16 protein-coding genes are annotated in these 18012 nt (G+C 60.4%); 5 read left to right on the top strand and 11 right to left on the bottom strand.

Going from position 1 to position 18012, the window contains the following annotated elements; translation table 11 throughout:
- Positions 1 to 8: 8 nt before the first annotated feature.
- Positions 9 to 1556, bottom strand: a complete 1548-nt coding sequence (locus QOM10_RS10500; protein WP_127926623.1) for a TROVE domain-containing protein — start codon at positions 1554 to 1556, stop codon at positions 9 to 11.
- A 204-nt stretch (positions 1557 to 1760) separates the two neighbouring features.
- Between QOM10_RS10500 and rtcR the strand changes: the two genes are divergently transcribed.
- On the top strand, positions 1761 to 3365 hold the full coding sequence (rtcR, locus tag QOM10_RS10495) for an RNA repair transcriptional activator RtcR (RefSeq protein WP_316917979.1): 1605 nt from the start codon (positions 1761 to 1763) through the stop codon (positions 3363 to 3365).
- A 101-nt stretch (positions 3366 to 3466) separates the two neighbouring features.
- The gene (locus QOM10_RS10490; protein WP_316917978.1) at positions 3467 to 3745 is read left to right on the top strand and encodes a hypothetical protein; all 279 of its coding nucleotides are present in this window, start codon (positions 3467 to 3469) and stop codon (positions 3743 to 3745) included.
- 8 nt (positions 3746 to 3753) lie between these two features.
- On the opposite strand, the gene QOM10_RS10485 is transcribed toward QOM10_RS10490, so the two are convergent.
- The 9 genes from QOM10_RS10485 to QOM10_RS10445 all read right to left on the bottom strand — a co-directional run bounded on the left by QOM10_RS10485 (position 3754) and on the right by QOM10_RS10445 (position 14187).
- On the bottom strand, positions 3754 to 5571 hold the full coding sequence (locus QOM10_RS10485) for a glycoside hydrolase family 28 protein (RefSeq protein ID WP_316917977.1): 1818 nt from the start codon (positions 5569 to 5571) through the stop codon (positions 3754 to 3756).
- A 13-nt stretch (positions 5572 to 5584) separates the two neighbouring features.
- Positions 5585 to 5953, bottom strand: a complete 369-nt coding sequence (locus QOM10_RS10480; RefSeq protein ID WP_150774025.1) for a 5-carboxymethyl-2-hydroxymuconate Delta-isomerase — start codon at positions 5951 to 5953, stop codon at positions 5585 to 5587.
- 23 nt (positions 5954 to 5976) lie between these two features.
- Positions 5977 to 6753: an ABC transporter ATP-binding protein gene (locus QOM10_RS10475; RefSeq protein ID WP_150774024.1), complete on the bottom strand. Its 777-nt coding sequence runs from the start codon at positions 6751 to 6753 to the stop codon at positions 5977 to 5979.
- Positions 6754 to 6763: 10 nt separating this feature from the next.
- The gene (locus tag QOM10_RS10470; protein ID WP_026000816.1) at positions 6764 to 7603 is read right to left on the bottom strand and encodes an ABC transporter ATP-binding protein; all 840 of its coding nucleotides are present in this window, start codon (positions 7601 to 7603) and stop codon (positions 6764 to 6766) included.
- A gap of 11 nt (positions 7604 to 7614) precedes the next feature.
- Positions 7615 to 8532 (bottom strand): ABC transporter permease, encoded by a 918-nt coding sequence (locus QOM10_RS10465; RefSeq protein ID WP_038364768.1) that lies wholly within the window; start codon positions 8530 to 8532, stop codon positions 7615 to 7617.
- A gap of 62 nt (positions 8533 to 8594) precedes the next feature.
- Complete coding sequence (locus tag QOM10_RS10460) at positions 8595 to 10205, bottom strand: ABC transporter substrate-binding protein (RefSeq protein WP_102902871.1); 1611 nt, start codon at positions 10203 to 10205, stop codon at positions 8595 to 8597.
- Between the two features lie 46 nt (positions 10206 to 10251).
- The gene (locus tag QOM10_RS10455) at positions 10252 to 11265 is read right to left on the bottom strand and encodes an ABC transporter permease (RefSeq protein WP_410479220.1); all 1014 of its coding nucleotides are present in this window, start codon (positions 11263 to 11265) and stop codon (positions 10252 to 10254) included.
- Positions 11266 to 11349: 84 nt separating this feature from the next.
- Entirely contained in the window at positions 11350 to 12960 is a 1611-nt protein-coding gene (locus QOM10_RS10450) for an ABC transporter substrate-binding protein (RefSeq protein ID WP_160039193.1), read from the bottom strand.
- 72 nt (positions 12961 to 13032) lie between these two features.
- Positions 13033 to 14187 (bottom strand): mandelate racemase family protein, encoded by a 1155-nt coding sequence (locus QOM10_RS10445; protein WP_008079679.1) that lies wholly within the window; start codon positions 14185 to 14187, stop codon positions 13033 to 13035.
- 361 nt (positions 14188 to 14548) lie between these two features.
- Here QOM10_RS10445 and QOM10_RS10440 point away from each other — a divergent pair, with 361 nt between their 5' ends.
- The 3 genes from QOM10_RS10440 (at position 14549) to QOM10_RS10430 (ending at position 17104) form a co-directional block, all read left to right on the top strand.
- Positions 14549 to 15274, top strand: coding sequence for an oligogalacturonate-specific porin KdgM family protein (locus QOM10_RS10440; RefSeq protein WP_316917975.1), 726 nt, complete (start codon positions 14549 to 14551; stop codon positions 15272 to 15274).
- A gap of 97 nt (positions 15275 to 15371) precedes the next feature.
- Positions 15372 to 16214 (top strand): NAD-dependent epimerase/dehydratase family protein, encoded by an 843-nt coding sequence (locus QOM10_RS10435; RefSeq protein ID WP_150774021.1) that lies wholly within the window; start codon positions 15372 to 15374, stop codon positions 16212 to 16214.
- Positions 16211 to 17104: an SMP-30/gluconolactonase/LRE family protein gene (locus QOM10_RS10430; protein ID WP_316917974.1), complete on the top strand. Its 894-nt coding sequence runs from the start codon at positions 16211 to 16213 to the stop codon at positions 17102 to 17104. The genes QOM10_RS10435 and QOM10_RS10430 overlap by 4 nt, the downstream gene beginning before the upstream one ends.
- Positions 17105 to 17108: 4 nt before the next feature.
- Here the strand turns inward: QOM10_RS10430 and QOM10_RS10425 are convergent, their stop codons facing one another.
- Positions 17109 to 17864, bottom strand: a complete 756-nt coding sequence (locus tag QOM10_RS10425; RefSeq protein ID WP_038364752.1) for a FadR/GntR family transcriptional regulator — start codon at positions 17862 to 17864, stop codon at positions 17109 to 17111.
- Positions 17865 to 18012 lie beyond the last annotated feature (148 nt).

Here is an 18012-nt window from a genome sequence, read left to right as displayed (position 1 = left end):
CAATCAATTCATGACGCGCTTTCGATCGCCTCGACCCAGTGCTGCGCACTGTATTGGCCGCCGGTGAACTGCTCGATCACGTCGAACACCGCGTCGCTGAAACCGCCGACATTCAAGATGTCATCACGATCCGCCGCTTGTGTTGCATGGCCTGGCTGGATGTCGATGCACACCAGCCTTGCCTGTGGGTTGAGCTTCTTGATCCGCTCCCATTGCCGCATCGTTTCGCTGGCACCGTAACGCTGCGAATCGATCCACGATTCGTTGTCCGAGACCATGATCAACGTATCGACCCTGGCCTTGCTGTCCGCCAACCTCTTCAGCGGTGCCGAGCAGTTGGTGCCGCCGCCAAAAATGCCGGCGAGCTTCTCGGCGTTGCTGATCACACTGTCACGCGGGTTGAGCTGGATACCCACCACGTTGATCTCGAACGGCATCACCCGGGCAGCCGGCTGCTTGCGCAATACCGCTGCAGCCACCAACGCCGCCACGTCGATGCAGCGCACCTGCGAGGTCGCACCAGGGCGATAACCGGTTACCGGGCTGCCCATTGAACCCGACACATCCGGGCAAACCACCACCGCGCCCTCAAGCTTGGGCACGTTGGCCAGCGACAACTCCAGCGCCTCCTGCAAGGCGTCGCGGATCGCTGCCGGGGTGTTTTCGCCCATCATCCGATAAGCCGACAACAACTGGTACGGATACACCCGCGCCTTCGCCACTTCCTGTGGATCAGCCAACCGCGCCGCAACATATTCGATGCAGCCCGGTACTTCAAACGCGCCGTGGCGCGCCAGGCTGTTGAGGTTGATGCGCAATCCCTGCCAGCCCATGTTGCGGGCTTGAGTGGCCCATTGCTCCTTGCTCAGTGTTTCGTTGCCGAGCAACTGAAACGGTACCGCCGGCACTTCATCACTCGCGCCGCTGCGAAACGCCAGCAAATCGCGGGTCAGCTCCGGCAAGGCCTTTGCCTCCACCGGTTTGCCAATCAACCAGGCGAAAAACGCTTCGCGCCACGCTTCGGCAGGTTTGGGGTGAACCATCTTCACCACGTCCGCCAACGACGGTTGATTGCCGATCGACGCTTGCAGCAGTTGCCGCTCGGTCGCGCTGTTCAGCCAGTTCTGCACCAGACGCTTGGGTTGCGAGCCAAGGGATTTACGCCCGGTGGCACCGCTACGGAGGATCTGTACAAAATTGCGCAGCATCTTGCCGCTGTCGATCACTTGCTCGAAAACCTCTGGCACCAGACTTGAGCGCTGCGCGGTCAATGCCGCCAGTAACAATGCCGGCATGTCTTTCATGTGACCTTTCTTGCGAGCGTAGATCGCGGCTTTCGCCACGAAACGACTGTCGAGCTCGGCCACCAGCTTCAACACTTGGTCCAACTGACTTTCTGCGGAGGCGTAGAAGGTCTGGTTCAGGCAACCGGTGACTGCCAATTGCGCCAGTTGATGCTTCGGGCTGTAGGCATAAGCGCTGGCACCGGAAGCATTCAAGGTGTCGCAGGCCGGCAGGTGATTCGATTGCGTGTTGAAGAGATTTGAGTTGGCCATCTTGGCGTCTCGCTGTGTTGTCCTGTTCGTTGCGACAGGTATTGCAGCGGCTGTGCCAGCTTTTGATTTCTCTCGAAAAAAATTCATATCTTATTGATTTAAATCGACTTTATTTACTAATCCGTTTTTCATCGAATGAATTGGCGACAAAACCCTCACCGAATACTTATCATTGGATATCGTCTTTTATCTTTTGAGATAAACATGCCAAACAAGCACACCGTCGCCATCGGTTTTATCGGCGCCACCCTTGATCGCGTCGGCAAGGGCGCCAATCGCTGGAGCCATTGGCGCCCCAGCGTTGGCTTGTGCCAACAGCAGGACGTGCTGATCAACCGGCTCGAGCTGATTCACGGCATCGACGCCCGCGACGTCAGCCTCGCCGAGCGGGTGCGCGCCGACATCCAGCAGGTTTCACCAGAGACCGAGGTGCGCCTGCACCCGATGTCACTGCGCAACCCATGGGATTTCGAAGAGGTCTACGGCGCACTGCACGACTTCACCACCGCCTACGATTTCGACACCGAGCGCGAGGATTACCTCGTCCACATCACCACCGGCACCCATGTCGCGCAGATTTGCTGGTTCCTGCTGACCGAGGCGCGCTATCTGCCGGCGCGGCTGATCCAGACCTCCCCGGCCAAGCGCAACAGCGAAAGCGATCACGCCATCGGCACGCATGCCCTGATCGATCTCGACCTGTCTCGCTACGATCGCATCGCTTCGCGCTTCGCCAGCAAGCGCCTCGAAGGCCTGGAGTTCTTGAAGTCCGGCATCGCCACACGCAACGCCGCCTTCAACCGCTCGATCGAGCAAATCGAACGCGTGGCCGTGCGCTCGAAGGCGCCGATGCTGCTGATCGGCCCGACCGGCGCCGGCAAATCCTTCCTCGCCCGACGCATCTACGAACTCAAACGCAGTCGCCATCAGATGCAGGGGCGTTTTGTCGAGGTGAACTGCGCCACCTTGCGTGGCGATGGCGCGATGTCGGCGTTGTTCGGTCATGTCAAAGGCGCCTTCACCGGCGCACAGAACGCTCGCGATGGCCTGTTGCGCGCTGCCGATGGCGGCATGCTGTTTCTCGATGAGATCGGCGAACTGGGCGCAGACGAACAGGCGATGCTGCTCAAGGCGATTGAAGAAAAACGCTTCTTTCCGCTGGGCTCGGACAAGGAGGTCGAAAGTGATTTCCTGATCATCGCCGGCACTCACCGCGATCTGCGCAGCCGGGTCGCTGATGGCTTGTTCCGCGAAGATTTGTACGCGCGCATCAACCTGTGGACGTTCGACCTGCCCGGCCTCGCCGGTCGCCGCGAAGACATCGAACCGAACATTGATTTCGAGCTGGAACGCCACGCCCGCGAACACGGGCAACTGGTGCGTTTCAACCTGGAAGCCCGACGCAGTTATCTGGCGTTCGCCAGCTCTCGCGAGGCGGCGTGGCTGGGCAACTTCCGCGAACTGTCCGCCTCGATCACGCGGATGGCGACCCTGGCCGACAGCGGACGTATCGACGAGGCACAGGTGCAGGAGGAAATTGATCGGCTGCGCTACGCGTGGGGCTTGGCGCAACCGCAGGCGATTTCAGGAGAATTGCCGGGGGACGCCGAAACCATGGATCTGTTTGACCGCTTGCAATTGAAGGCCGTGATCGAGGTGTGCCGGCAGGCGGACAGCTTGTCCGATGCCGGCCGCCGACTGTTCGGAATATCGCGCCAGGCCAAGGCACAAGCCAACGATGCCGATCGACTGAGGAAATACCTCGGCCGGTTCGGGCTTGAGTGGAGCCAGATCGTCGACCTCACATGATGCGGACGGCAGGCGACTAACCGCTCGTCCAACCGCGGGCACCTTCGCTCGCAGGGCGCTTCCAATGAATCACCATCTGCCTCGACCGGAAGACAACCATCATGAACAGAAAAATTGCAGCGATCACCTTGGCCGGCCTGCTCGCGGCCTGCTCGCTTTTCGCCTCGGCAGCCGCGAAGACTGCTGACGAGTCTGCCGCGCCACCGACCGCGCTTCCTGGCGTGAATCAGGCCGGCAAAGCTCAGTCCAACGCCGACAAGGCCGACAAGAAAGGTGAAGAGGCGTCGGGCTCGAACTCCGGCGCCGAGTCGCATGAAACGGCAAAAGATGCTGCCACTTCGAGCGACTCGGAAGACCTCGGTAAATCGCCGAAACCTTGATCAGGGTTCTACGGAGGTGGTGGCTGCACATCCGTGAACGTCAGCCCGACACTCCCGGTGATTTGCCACGGGTTGGCAGCGCCATACCCGCTGAACGACACATGGTCGAACAGCGAATCCTTCAACCCGTCGATCTGCGCTTTGGCCGGACCACTGAAGCGCACGCGCTCGAACACCAACCCCTGATGCCAGGCGTCGTGCTGACTGTCGCCCTTGACCTCGATCGCCTTGCCTTGAGCATTTTCGACGCTCACGTCGGCGACGCGGATATCGCGGAACTGCCCGGGAATGGTTGAGCGCTGGTAATCCAGCTTGGCGTTCGGATCGTTGTAGTCGAGGGTAAAAATGAACGCCTGCTTGAGCGTATTGCGGATCGCCGAGTCGCGGAAGATCACGTTACGCGCGCCGCCGCCCATGAAGTTGGTGCTCTTCATGCGCAGTCCGGCATCGGTGCCATCGGAAACGTTGTCTTCGGCCAGAATGTTTTGAATCCACGCGCCGGTATGGCTGCCGGCAACCACCATGCCGTGACCCTTGCGAAAGTAGTTATTGAAGATCCAGGCATCTTCCTGCGGCTTTTGCTGCACGGCATCAGCCCCGGTGCCCGCAGCAAAATTGACGCAGTCATCGCCGGTATCAAAGAAGTTGTTGAAGACCAGCGCGCCCTTGCTGTTGGCGAATTCGATGCCGTCGCCGTTATTGGCGTCGTAGGTTTTATGCGTGGTATTGGCCAGCACTACGTTTTCGGTTTCCAGGTTCATGATCCCGTGGAATGCCGGGTTCACCACGGTGAAACCGCCGTAGAACACGTTTTTCACGTTGCGCAGGGTGATCAGCGACGAGCGCATCTGCCCGTAGGCATCCTTGACGTTCATGCCGCTTGCCACCGCTTGCTCGACTTGCGCCTTGGCCAGAATGCCGTCCTGCTGGTAGCGGGTATTGTCGCTGGGCAGGTAGAACGGCAATGGCTGACCGCGTTCGTCGACGACATCAGCGCGGCGCTTCCAGCCGTTGCCGTCAATCGTGCCTTTGCCGACGATGCGGATGTTTTCGAACGACTGATGCTGACGCGGATCACGCGGCAAGGCATTGATCAGCGACGCCGGGCGCACGGTGCTCGAATACGGATACTGGATGTAGCCGGCCAGCGGATAGTCTTCGGCACGCTCGGAACCCAACAGCGTTGCACCCTCGGCGATTTCCAGGGTGATGTTGCTCTTCAGGTAAAGCGCCCCGCTTTTGTAAGTGCCCTTGGGCAACCATACTTTGCAGCCGGGGGTGCAGGCGTCGATGGCGTTCTGGATCGCCAAAGTATCAAGGCTTTTGCCGTCACCCTTGGCGCCGTACTTCCTGACATCGAACACGGCGGCGACCTTGCTCGTCCGCTGTACAACGGCCGGACTGTCTGCCGACTCCTTGCCATCGGCGCCCACCGAACGCACGGTGAACCGATAGGCCGTATCCGGTTTCAAGCCTTGCGCGGTGTAACTGTGAATGCCGATGCGATGATGAAAACCGGCAACATCCTGTTCGTAGAAGCGGTCGATGTAAGGTTTGGCCGGCGAGACGCGGTCATTGTTGGCGTTGCTGCCCCCCAGCAACACACCGTTGGCGTAGACCCGGTAGTCGCTGATATCGGCGTGATCGGCGGGCTTTTCCCAGACCAGGATGATCTGCTGATCATCGTAGGCCAGGGTCGGCACCTGCAGTTTTGCCGGCGCCTCCAGCGCCCACGACGGCACACTGCAAACCAGCGTTAACGTGGCTGCCAGCGACAAGGCCAAAGGCTGTTTGCGCTGCGTCGGAACAACATTTCGATAAGGCATGAGCACTCCTTGTTCAGGCCGACAATCCGGCTTCTTGCAGATATTGGCTGCGATTGACGAACGTCTCGCGGGGCATTTCCACAACCTCCATCGACAGCGACTCGACGTCCGGCAGCAAAGCGACCAGCGCCGCCACGGTCGCCGAGGCCAGACGCCGGCGCTGTTCAGCACTGCGCCCGGACAACACCGACAGGACGACGTGGATAAAATCGTCCTCGCCCGCGCCGCAGCGGTAATGCGTGAACGTATTAAGGCGCACCTTGATGTCCCCGGCCTTGAACAGGCCGAAGGCATCGAGGGCGTCATGCACGGTAGCGAGCAGGGTTTGCTCGCCGACACGTCGGGCCAGGGTTTGCGGGCAATCGATAAGGCAATGCGGCATGTCGCGCTCCTTGATGGGTCGGTTTAACCAGCGAGCTGGCACGCCGATTCCTGGCTGAAATCACGACTGGCTTGTACCAGCATCCGCGTGTAGGCGTGGCTTGCCAGATCCTGGCTGAGCGCCTGACTGTCGAGCAGCTCGACGATCTTGCCCTGCTGCATCACCGCCACCCGATCACACAGGTGCGTGACCACGCCCAGATCGTGAGTGACCATCAGGTAGGTGAGTTTCTCGCGGCGGCGCAAATCCGCCAGCAGATTGAGAATCTCCGCCTGCACCGAGACATCCAGCGCCGAGGTCGGCTCATCGAGCAGCAACACCCGCGGCTCGAGAATCAGCGCACGGGCAATTGCCACGCGCTGGCGCTGGCCACCGGACAACTGGTGCGGATAGCGAAAACGGTAACTGTCGTTCAGACCGACCTTGAGCAGGATCTCGTTGATCCGGTCGTCCTTGTCGCGTACGCCGTGAATAATCAGCGGCTCACGCAGCGCCGTGTCAACGGTGTGGCGCGGATGCAGCGAGCCGTAAGGGTCCTGGAACACCATCTGCACCTGACGGAAATGTTCCTTGGGAATCTTGTGCTGCAGCGGCGCGCCGGCAATGCTCAACTCGCCCGTCCAGTGCCGGTACTGCCCAGCCAGGCAGCGCAAAACGGTGGTCTTGCCGGAGCCGGACTCCCCCACCAGGCCGAAGGATTCGCCGTCGGCGACACTGAGGCTGACGTCGTGCAGCACCTGATTGAGGGCCGGGCCGGCACCGAAACTCAGGTTCAGCGCGTGTGCTTGGATCATGGACATGGTCGATTCCTCAGCAAGTCAGCCACAGTGGATCGCGTTGCAACACCGGCAACCGTTCACGTCGGTTGTCCATGCTCGGTAACGCCGCCATCAGGCCGCGGGTATAGGGATGTTGTGCATGTTGCAGATCGCCGGCGGCGAGCGATTCGACCACCCTGCCGGCGTACATCACCAACACGCGATCGCAGTAATTGCGCACAAGGTTGAGGTCGTGGCTGACGAAAATCAGACCCATTTCCTGCTGCTCGACCAGTTCTTCCAGCACGTTGAGCACTTGCTGACGCACCGACACATCAAGGGCCGAGGTCGGCTCGTCGGCAATGATTACCTGTGGACGGGTGATGACCATCATCGCGATCATGATGCGCTGCCCCATACCACCGGAGACCTCATGCGGGTACAGGTTGTAGACCCGTTGCGGATCACGGATATGCACTTTTTCGAGCATTTCCAGCACCCGCTCGCGGGCCTCGCTGCGGCTGGCCTTGTGGTGCGCCAGATACGCCTCGGCTATCTGATCGCCGACCTTGACCACCGGGTTCAGCGAGTATTTCGGGTCCTGCATGATCATCGAAATGCGCTGGCCACGAATCTTCTGCATGACCTTTTCGCCGGCCGACAGCAGATCGACTTCACCGAACTGCATGGCCTTGGCGGTGATCCGCGCGCTGGCCGGGTGCAGCTTCAGCAAGCTGCGACCGACCGTCGATTTGCCCGACCCCGACTCACCGACAATGGCGAGTTTTTCCCGCCCCAGGGTGAAGGACACGTCACGCACGGCATGGGTTTCTTTCTGAGCATTGACGAAGCGCACATTGAGCCCTTCGACGTTCAATTTGATTGCAGACATACAGCCTCCGATTACTCGCTGCGCGGATCTAGAATGTCCCGCAGGCCGTCGCCCAACAGGTTGAAAGCCAGGCTGACCAACATGATTGCGGCCCCCGGAACAGCCACCAGCCACCAGCACTCGAGCATGTAGCGACGCCCAGTGGAGATCATCGCGCCCCACTCCGGCGACGGCGCTTGCGCACCGAGACCAAGAAAGCCTAAAGCCGCTGCGGTGAGGATGATCCCGGCCATGTTCATGGTCAGGCGGATGATCACCGACGACATGCACATCGGCACGATGTGCCGCAGGATGATTCGCGTGGACGAAGCCCCTTGCAGCTCGACCGCCACGACGAAGTCAGCCTTGCGCAACGACAGGGTTTCCGCCCGCGCCAGTCGCGCAATCGGCGGCCACGACGTCAGCGCAATCGCTACCACCGCGTGTTCCAGGCCCGGACCGAGCGCAGCGATGAACGCCAGCGCCAGCACCAGACTGGGAAAGGAGATGAAGATGTCGGTGAGACGCATGAACACCGTGTCGACAACACCGCCGTAGTAGCCGGAGACGGTGCCGATAAACAGCCCGATCGGGCCGACGATCACGGTCACCAGGGTGATGATGTACAGCGTGATGCGCGAGCCGTAGACCAGCCGACTGAAGATATCCCGGCCGTATTCATCGGTGCCGAACCAGTGGGCAGCGCCCGGCGCCTGCAGGGCATTGGCGAGGTTCTGCGCCACCGGATCATGGGTGGCGATCCACGGCGCAAACAGCGCCACCACCACCAGCACCAGCGCGACCAGCAATCCGGCCAGGGTCATCGGGTTGCGCAGCAGGTGCCGCAAGACTTTCAGGGCACTTTTGCAGAAGGCGTCGAAGCTGGATCCGGGGGTACGATCCAACCGCCGCTTGGCGCTCGAATCAGTAGAAGACATGTTGGCAATCATGGGCATGTTCTCGGATTGAATTGAGGATCACCCGGCGCGTACGCCGACGCACCGGGCAGCGTTCAGCGTTGTTTGTAGACCCCCAGATAACGCGTCGCCTCGGCATCATCACCGGCGAAGCCCTTGACGTCGGCGGCGCTGACCACGGTGTCGGTCATCTGCGAAATCATCATGATCGGGCCGACCTGCTCGTCGTAGATTTTCTGCGCCTGGTGATACAGATTCAGGCGCTGGCCGGCATCGCGCTCAACCCCGGCCTGATCAATCAGGCTATTGAGCTGCGGACTGAAAAACGACGCGCGCCAGCCCTGGAAATTCGGCAGGCCGGCGTCATCGCTGTTGTTGGGGTTGTAGGCAAACGTGCGCAGGCTGAAATACGGATGCGGATAGCGCTCGGCCCCGCGCGCAACGATGATGTCGAAGTTGCGCGCACGCATGGCGCCGTACACCTGGTTGCCCGTGCCGTTGACGATGCTGGCCTTGATCCCGCCCTCGGCCAATGTCGCTTGCAGGCGCGCGGCGATGTCGATGAAGGGCGGCTCTGACAATGTGCGAATGGTCGTGGTGAAGCCGTCCGGATAACCCGCTTCGGCGAGGAGTTTTTTCGCCTTGGCGACGTCCATGTGATAACCCGGATCCGGCAGGCGCGCCGCCAGACTGAGTTGCATCGGCTGCTGATTCAGCTGGCCGTAATACGGCATCACCTGTTCGTCCAGGCCCTTGTAGTCGATCAGGTTACGCACCGCTTCGCGCACTTTGGGATTGGCAAATTCGGGCTGTTTCATGCTCAGCGCGACGTAGTACATGGTGCCGCGCGGCAGTGACTGAACATGGATTTTTTCCGAACCGTCGATGGCGCGGATGTCCGGTGCGGCCATGCCGTACGCCAGATCGAGGTCTCCGCGTTCCAGCATCAGGCGCAGCGACTGCGATTCCGTCATGTGCCGCACCACCACCCGCTTGAGCTTGGCAGCACCACCCCAATAACCGTCGAAGCGGGTCAGCAACAACGAGTCGTTCGCCGTCCATTTGCTCAGCACAAAGGGGCCGCTACCGGCCTCGTTGGTCACCAGCCAGTTAGCACCGAGGTCAGCGTTTTTCTCATGCGCCAAGGCTGTTTTGCGATCGATCACCACCGCGCTCGGCGAGATCGCCAGCGAGTCGATCAGCAACAGCGGATCCATGGTTTGCGGCAAGTCGATGACCAGCGTGTGGGCATCGCTGGCACGGATCAGTGACTGGATGTTGTCGACGTTATAACCGTAGGCTTTCCAGGTCGTGGCCAGGCCGAAATTCAGTTTCATCACCCGGTACAACGACCAGGCCACGTCTTCAGCGGTCAGCGGATTGCCGGAGTGAAACTTCACGTCCTGACGCAAATGAAAGGTTATCTGCTTGCCGTCGTCGCTGATCGTCCAGCGCTCGGCCAGTTGCGGCAGGTGCTGTTCCGGATTGCCCTGATCACGCTTGACCAAGGTGTCGTAAAGATTGGCATTGACGCCGGAAGCGTCGAGGCCCGGCGCGTTGGCAGGATCGATGGAAAACAGGTTGACCATGCTCATGCCGACGATCAGTTGATCGGCCGGCGTCTTGGCGCTGGCCTGGGTCATCGGCACCAGCGCGAGGATCGCCGCCAACAGGCCGGCGTGCAGTTTGGTAAATGCAGTCGTCATTTGAAAAATCCTTGTTTTTATAGTTTTGGTGCCGCAGCCAGGCGCGTTAACGGGTGCGTGGATCGAAGACCTTGTACAAGGCATCGCTGATCAGGTTGAGCGCGACAAAAATCAAACCGATCACCAGCACACAGCCCATCACCGCATTCATGTCGCCGAGCATCAGGCTGCTGGTCAGGTACTGGCCGAAACCCGGCCAGGCAAAGACCGTTTCGATCAGCACCGCGCCTTCGAGCAGCGAGCCGTAAGCCAGCGCCACCACCGTCAGCAATTGCACGAGGATGTTGCGAAAGGCGTGACCCCAGACCACCTGGCGGCGCGACAAACCCTTGACCCGAGCGGTGATGATGTATTCCTGGGACAGTTGCTCGAGCATGAAGCTGCGCGTCATCCGACTGATGTAAGCCACCGAGTTCAGCCCGAGGATCAGCGCCGGCAAGACGATGTGGCGCAAGGCGCTGGCGAAGGCTTCCCAATCACCGGCCAGGCCCGAATCGATCAGCAACAGCCCGGTGACTTCGGGCACCATGCCGTCGTACGCCAGGTCGATGCGACCGGCGCCCCCGGCCCAGCCGAGCCAGGCGTAAAACACCAGCAGGCCCATCATGCCCAGCCAGAAAATCGGCGTGGAATAGCCGAACAGGGTAATCACTCGCGCGACATGATCGCCAAGTCGCCCTTGATTACTTGCCGCGCATACACCCAGCGGCAAACCGATCAGCACACCGAAGAGGATGGCCAGGGTCGCCAGTTCGATGGTGGCCGGGAACACCCGGCGGATGTCATCGAGCACCGGGTGCCCGGTCAACAGCGCGTTGCCGAAATTGCCGTGCAGCAAGTCGTTGAGGTACAGGCCGAACTGGGTCCAGATCGGCTTGTCGAGCCCCATCGCCCGGTACACCTGATCGTAGGTCGAACTGTCGGCGTCCGGCCCGACCACCGCCAGCACCGGATCGAGCGGCATGACCCGACCGATGATAAACGTCAGCGCCAGCAGGCCCAGCAACGTCACCAGTACCGTGCTGGCACGCCGCGCAGTATTGGAGGCGCGGGCTCCCATGGCAGAGGCAGTCATAACAAACATAGTCAGCTCCTGATAAAACGGTCACCGGTGCACCCGGCACGCGAAGTTCATCCGTGCATTTCAGCGTTTTTTGTAGACGTCTTTGTAGCGCGTGGTCGCGGCCGTGTGCCCTTGAAAATCGGCAACATCGGCGTAGACCAGCACTGTGTCGGTCATCTGCGAGACCGGCAGAATCGCGCCCACTTGCTGATCGAGTTGCTGCTGGATGTCCTGATACTGCGCCTGCTGTTTCTGCGCATCGGGCTCGACTTCGGCACTCTCGATCAACTGATTCAACTCGGGACTGTAAAACGAAGTGCGCCAGCCCTGGAAGTTGCTCAGCTTGGCTTCGTCACGGTTATCCGGGTTGTACACCAGCGTGCGCAGGCTCGAATGGGGATGACGTTCGGCACCGCCACCGCCACGGCCGACGATGATGTCGAAACTGCGCTCACGCATGGCGCCGTAGATCTGGTTACCGGTGCCGGTGATGATGCTGGCTTCGATCCCGGCCTGCGCCAGCGTCGATTGCAGATTGGAGGCAATGTTGATGAAGGGCGGTTCGGCCAGCACGCGAATACTGGTCTTGAACCCGTTCGGGTAACCAGCTTCGGCCAGGAGTTTTTTGGCCTCATCGACATTCAGTCGATAACCGGGATCCGGCAAGCGCGCGGCCAGTCCCAACGGCATCGGGCGCTGATTGATCACGCCGTAGTGCGGCATGACGGTCTGGTTGATGCCCTGGTAGTCGATCAACGAGCGCACAGCCTTGCGCACGCGCGCGTCGGCGAACATCGGCTGCTTCACACTCAGTGCGACGTAATACAGCGTGCCGCGTTGCAGGGTTTGCGTGCGGACTTTGTCGCTTTTCTGCAAGGCCTGGATGTCCGGCGCCGACATGCCTTTGGCGATGTCGAGGTCGCCCCGTTCGATCATCAGACGCAACGACTGCGACTCGGTCATGTTGCGCATGACGATGCGCTTGAGCTTGGCCGGGCCACCCCAGTAACCGTCGAAACGGCTCATCAGAATCACGTCGTTGGCGCGCCAGTCATTGAGCACGAAGGCACCACTGCCGGCGGCGTGCGTCACCAGCCAGGCGGCGCCCAGGTCATTGTTCTTCTGATGTTCGAGGACTTTTTTGCGGTCAAGAATGAAGGCGCTGGGCGACGTCGCCAGCGTGTTGAGCACCAACTGCGGATCGGTAGGTCGCGGTAGTTCAATGACAAAGGTATTGGCATCGGTCGCGCGCATCGAACGCTCGACATTGTCGGCGGTAAAACCGTAAGCCTTCCAGGTCGACGCCAGCGCAAGGTTGAGTTTGAGCACGCGCTGCAACGACCAGGCGACGTCTTCGGCGCTCAACGGGTTGCCCGATTGAAATTGCACGCCGTGGCGCAGATTGAAGGTCAGGGTCTTGCGGTCGTCGCTGACTTGCCAGCGCTCGGCGAGTGCCGGCAACAGCCGATCCGGCGCAGCGACGTCTTGCACCAGCAACATGTCATAGAGATTGGCATTGATCTCCGACACGTCCAGGCCGGTGGCCGCCGCCGGATCGAGGGACAGCAAATTGATCATGCTCATGCCGACGATCAATTGATCGGCCGGGGTTTTGGCATGGACGACAGGTAGCGCGGTCACCGCCAGGGTAGCCGCCAGAACCCGCGCCCACAGCGAAGGAAGAATGTTCATAGCGAGAGTGCCTTTCTTATATTTATAGGGCTCTCGGACAGCCCGGCATGTACCGGGCAGCCCGCGTACACGTCAGAAGCTTTTAAGCGTGTTCATCTCGATGAAGTTGAAGTCGATGTCTTCGCCCAGACCCGGCAGGTCGGACAGGTGCACAAAACCATCGCTGTCCATCGGGTCGACCAGGCGCTTGAGGTACGCCGGCACCTCGTCGTAATCCAGATACGGGTGCAGCAAGCCGCGCTCGTACCAGGTGCAGTTCTTGATCGCGCCGACCACCGTCAGGTTGGCTGCGCCGTTGCCATGGATTTCGCAGTCCATGCCAAACGACTCGGCCATGTGTGCGACTTTCAGGCAAGGCCCGATCCCGCCGACCCCGGCAACGCCGGCACGCAGGATGTCGCAAACGTCGTGCTTGACCCAACTGGCCCGGCTCAGGTGTTTGCCGGACAAGGTTTCCGGCCCGAGTACCGGAATGTCCAGTTGCCCCGCCAGCCAGGCATAGGATTCGGCGGATTCTTCCATCATCGGCTCTTCGAACCAGGCGAAGTCGAGTTTTTCCAGTTCGCGTCCGATGTACAACGCTTCGGTGCGGCTGTACCAGTGATAACCGTCGAGCATCAAGGCGATGTCCGGGCCCACCGCTTCGCGCACCGCCGCGCAGGCTTTGACGTCAATGCGCGGGCTCGGTGCGAACGAGACCGGCGGCATCCAGGTGTGCAACTTGATCGCCTTGTAGCCGCGCTTGACCAGCGTTTCGGCAAAGCGTCCGTAGTCTTCCGGCGTCGCCAGGCCCTCAGGCAATTCATCGCCGCACATGGTTGAGCCGTACGCCGGCACCTTGTCGCGAAAACCGCCGATCAACTTGTGCACCGGCACGCCGAGCTTGCGCCCCGCCCAGTCCCACAACGCCTGCTCGACCAATGCCAGCGCGCGATCAGTCAACTGGCTGGCGCTACCACGCTGCCAGTGCGCCAGGTCATGCCAGATCTTTTCGCGATCAAAGGCGTTCTGCCCGACCAGCACCTTGCGCACAAAACCGTCCAGCACATAAGGACGAATCAGCTCCGGCGCACCGAGGGCGTAACCCTCCTTGCCGTCTTCGGTCTGGATGCGCAGCAACGCCATTTGCGCCTGACTGACATCACCGGGATGAGCATGACCGGCGCTGTCGACTGCGCGGCGGGTGGGATAGGAAAAAACCTGGACGTTGACTGCTGTGATTCTCATGGACGTCTTGAGCCTTCTTATTGGATTTGTGACAGGAGTGTCGTCGGTTGCGATCGATCATAGGTCATCGTACAACACTTGAAAAGACCCAATAACACCTCTTCGAATCGAAGCCTTTGCGGCTAAACGTCCAGCAAAGCGCCATATTTAAAGATGACTACGGAATAACAGGACTTGCTTTAGACCCCTATTCACAGGGCGTATATGTATCAATATGTTTCTAAACCAGCAAAATCACGTAGACGAGTCATCTTGTCGTACGATAACTTATATCTGCGCCTAAAATGAGAGCCATACGCAACATCGCGGTGCCTGTAGTACTCGTCAAACGACCCTAACAAAAACAAAAAAAGAAGACCGTATGAACACCACCCTACGCACGCTCGTCACTGTCGCGGCCCTCGGCCTGCCCTTCGCTGTCAACGCTGACTCCGCCAGCCTCAACTACCGCCACCAGTACACCGAGGAGGACAGCGCCCACGCCGACCGAATCAAGCTCAACTACCGCCTGGACAGTGGCCTGGGATTTGAGGCGGAGATGAAATACCGCACGGCCGGTGACCGCAAAGATGTCGCCTACGACAACATGGTCAACAACGGCCATGAGTTCACGGTGAGCTACAACTACAAGCTCAGCGCGCAGTCGACGCTGGCCCCGGCGTTTCAGATGGACAGCTCCAAGGATGCGACCGCCTACAAGTTCGGCCTCAAGTACAACTACAAGATCGACGACGCCTTTTACGTAGCGACGCGCTATCGCCTGGACCTGCGCAAACTCGATCGCGATCAGGTCAACAAAGACATGCCCGATCACTACAAGGATGACCAGACCACCCACCGCTTCGAAGGCTGGCTCGGCTACACGCCAGCCAACAAGTGGGCTTACGAATATCAGTTCATCTATTTCAAGACCGACTACATCCGCTACGACAACAAGAAGAGCGACTACGAACAGAACCTGATCGTCAAATACAAGCTCACCAAACAATGGGCGCCCTTCATGGAAATCGGCGACATCAAAGTCGAGTCCACCTCACCCGACCGCCAGGCTCGCTGGCGTCTGGGCGTGCAATACAACTTCATGTAAGCCGCGCACTGGTTTTGCCTGGCGAGCGCGCATCGCTTGTCGGGCAGACACCCTGCCGCCCCACCCTCTTCACCACCGCGTAATGGAAGACCCGACCATGACCACACACGCTACGCAAGCCAAACCTTTCAACCGTATTCTGCTGACCGGCGCCGCCGGTGGGCTCGGCCAGATTCTGCGCGAAACACTGCAGGTTCACGCCGACATCGTCCGCTCCTCGGACATCAGTGCGATGACGCCGAGCCGCGGCGCGCATGACGAAGTGATCAACTGCAATCTGAGCGACAAGGCCGCTGTCGCCGCGCTGGTCGAGGGCGTCGATGCCATCGTGCATTTGGGCGGGATCTCGGTGGAGCGATCCTTCGAAGAAATTCTCGAGGCGAATATTCGCGGCACCTTTCATGTTTATGAGGCCGCGCGCCTGCACGGGGTCAAGCGCATCGTGTTCGCCAGCTCCAACCACGTCACCGGTTTTTACTCGCAGGACGAACAGATCGACGCCCATTCGCCGCGTCGCCCGGACGGTTATTACGGCTTGTCGAAGGCTTACGGCGAGGACCTGGCAACCTTCTATTTCCACCGCTATGGCATCGAAACAGTGAGCCTGCGCATCGGCTCCTCGTTCCCCGAACCGCGCAACCTGCGCATGCTGGCGACCTGGCTGAGCTATACCGATCTGCAGCACCTGATCGCCCGCGCACTGCTGGCCAGCGATGTCGGGCACAGCGTGGTGTACGGGGTGTCCGCCAACCGGGATCAGTGGTGGAACAACCGGCACGCCGCGCACCTGGGCTTTGCGCCGCAGGACAGCTCCGAAGCCTTTCGCGCAAAGGTCGAACAACAACCGGCACTCGCTGCCGACCACCCGGACCGCTTGTATCAGGGCGGCGCTTTTACCGCAGCAGGTCCGTTTGAAACGCCGGCGCAGACGCGCTCATGAGTGCTGAACTGATTGTCGATGCGCGCAACGCCACCGGTGAAAGCCCGGTCTGGCAAGCCGACGAAAATGCCTTGTATTGGGTGGATATTCCGGCCGGTCGCTTGCATCGCTGGCAGCTCGATGGCCAGACCGACTGCTGGCAGGCGGATGAAATGCTCGCCTGTATCGCCCGCAGCGAAGCGGGACATTGGCTGGGCGCGCAGGAAAGTGGCCTGTTCAAACTGCGCCCGCAGGTTGACGGACGTCTGGCTGCGGAAAAGCTCATCGGCGTCGAGCACGCCCGCCCGCGCATGCGTTTCAATGATGGTCGCTGCGATCGTCAGGGACGCTTCTGGGCCAGCTCGATGCCAACCGCTATGGGTGCCGAGGCGGTCGGCGCGCTGTATCGATACGACGCGCAAAACCCGAATGATGCATCGGTGCTGGCGCCGCAACTGGAGGACCTTGTGGTGCCCAACGGCCTGGCGTTCAGTCCCGACGGGAGCATCCTGTATCTGTCCGATTCGCACCCGAGCCGGCAACTGATCTGGGCCTTCGATTACGACATCGACAGTGGCACGCCGCACAACCGCCGCTTGTTTGTTGACATGAACGACCACCCCGGTCGACCGGACGGTGCCGCCGTCGATTCACACGGTTGTTACTGGATCTGCGCGATTGATGCCGGCCTGGTGTTGCGCTTTACCCCGCAGGGGAAACTGGATCGCGCGCTGCCGGTACCGGTAAAGAAACCGACGATGTGCGCCTTTGGCGGCCCTCGGCTCGACACCCTGTTTGTCACCTCGATTCGCCCGCAAGGCATCGATCTCGCTGACCAGCCATTGGCGGGCGGAGTCTTCGCCCTCAACCCGGGCGTTCAAGGCCTGCCCGAACCCAAGGCCCGCGCCTGAGGCTTCAGACGTTCAACGCCGCCGCGTCTGCGGCCTCGTAGGCACGGCGCAGACGCTCGCGGCTGTTGGACAGATGCAAACGCATGGCTGCGCGGGCGGCGTCGGAATCACGTCGGACAATCGCAATGTAAATGTCTTCATGCTCGCGACTGAGGCGCTCCAGATAGGGCTCCTTGCGGTCATTCTCCAGGCGTTTGGAATGCAAGCGTGTGCGCGGCAGAATGTTCGCGCCCAGGTGCAGCATGATGTCGGTGAAATAGCGGTTGCCGGTGGCCAGCGCAATTTGCTGGTGGAACTGAAAATCCGCCGACACGGCGTAGTCGACACTGACGGCGCGGGAGTTGATGGCGTCCAGCGAATCACGCATCAGTTGCAGTTGCTCATCGGTACGCCGCGCACACGCCAGGCCAGCGGCCTCGACCTCAAGGGTGATGCGCAATTCAAGCACTGCCAAGACATCCTGAAGCGTGACGATGCTGTCCGGATCAATGCGAAAACCGCTCGGGCTGGGAATGTCCTGAACAAAGGTACCGATACCGTGACGGGTTTCCACCAAGCCTGCTGCCTGCAGACGCGATATTGCCTCGCGCACCACTGTGCGACTGACGCCGTGCTCGGCCATGACCTGAGATTCAGTCGGCAGCTTCGTCGCGCGCGCGAGTTCGCCACTGCAAATGCGTCGGGACAGCTCGGTGACCAGGTCCTCCGCCAGGCTGCGATGCCGACGACGAACATTGGGTGTGGCGTTGGATCTGTCCATCAGCAACAAAAATCTCGAGTTTTCGAATAATTACGCATCATAGCCCATTCAGTTGTACGACAACGCACCAGTTCAATGATAGGATTTCTCATGCAGCGGACGTTCGATTCGCTGCAATGGCGATAAGGACGTCCGCTCGAGAAACACG

Origin of the sequence: Pseudomonas sp. P108, assembly GCF_032613195.1 — a bacterium.
Lineage (GTDB): Bacteria > Pseudomonadota > Gammaproteobacteria > Pseudomonadales > Pseudomonadaceae > Aquipseudomonas.
Note: the sequence above shows the minus strand (reverse complement) of the source record. Positions and strands in the feature narration are given on the sequence as shown.

Excerpts from the sequence above, each read along its gene's own strand:
- QOM10_RS10500 (WP_127926623.1), bottom strand. The coding sequence starts at position 1,556 with ATGGCCAACTCAAATCTCTTCAACACGCAATCGAATCACCTGCCGGCC.
- rtcR (WP_316917979.1), top strand. The coding sequence starts at position 1,761 with ATGCCAAACAAGCACACCGTCGCCATCGGTTTTATCGGCGCCACCCTT.
- QOM10_RS10490 (WP_316917978.1), top strand. The coding sequence starts at position 3,467 with ATGAACAGAAAAATTGCAGCGATCACCTTGGCCGGCCTGCTCGCGGCC.
- QOM10_RS10485 (WP_316917977.1), bottom strand. The coding sequence starts at position 5,571 with ATGCCTTATCGAAATGTTGTTCCGACGCAGCGCAAACAGCCTTTGGCC.
- QOM10_RS10480 (WP_150774025.1), bottom strand. The coding sequence starts at position 5,953 with ATGCCGCATTGCCTTATCGATTGCCCGCAAACCCTGGCCCGACGTGTC.
- QOM10_RS10475 (WP_150774024.1), bottom strand. The coding sequence starts at position 6,753 with ATGTCCATGATCCAAGCACACGCGCTGAACCTGAGTTTCGGTGCCGGC.
- QOM10_RS10470 (WP_026000816.1), bottom strand. The coding sequence starts at position 7,603 with ATGTCTGCAATCAAATTGAACGTCGAAGGGCTCAATGTGCGCTTCGTC.
- QOM10_RS10465 (WP_038364768.1), bottom strand. The coding sequence starts at position 8,532 with ATGATTGCCAACATGTCTTCTACTGATTCGAGCGCCAAGCGGCGGTTG.
- QOM10_RS10460 (WP_102902871.1), bottom strand. The coding sequence starts at position 10,205 with ATGACGACTGCATTTACCAAACTGCACGCCGGCCTGTTGGCGGCGATC.
- QOM10_RS10455 (WP_410479220.1), bottom strand. The coding sequence starts at position 11,265 with ATGGGAGCCCGCGCCTCCAATACTGCGCGGCGTGCCAGCACGGTACTG.
- QOM10_RS10450 (WP_160039193.1), bottom strand. The coding sequence starts at position 12,960 with ATGAACATTCTTCCTTCGCTGTGGGCGCGGGTTCTGGCGGCTACCCTG.
- QOM10_RS10445 (WP_008079679.1), bottom strand. The coding sequence starts at position 14,187 with ATGAGAATCACAGCAGTCAACGTCCAGGTTTTTTCCTATCCCACCCGC.
- QOM10_RS10440 (WP_316917975.1), top strand. The coding sequence starts at position 14,549 with ATGAACACCACCCTACGCACGCTCGTCACTGTCGCGGCCCTCGGCCTG.
- QOM10_RS10435 (WP_150774021.1), top strand. The coding sequence starts at position 15,372 with ATGACCACACACGCTACGCAAGCCAAACCTTTCAACCGTATTCTGCTG.
- QOM10_RS10430 (WP_316917974.1), top strand. The coding sequence starts at position 16,211 with ATGAGTGCTGAACTGATTGTCGATGCGCGCAACGCCACCGGTGAAAGC.
- QOM10_RS10425 (WP_038364752.1), bottom strand. The coding sequence starts at position 17,864 with ATGGACAGATCCAACGCCACACCCAATGTTCGTCGTCGGCATCGCAGC.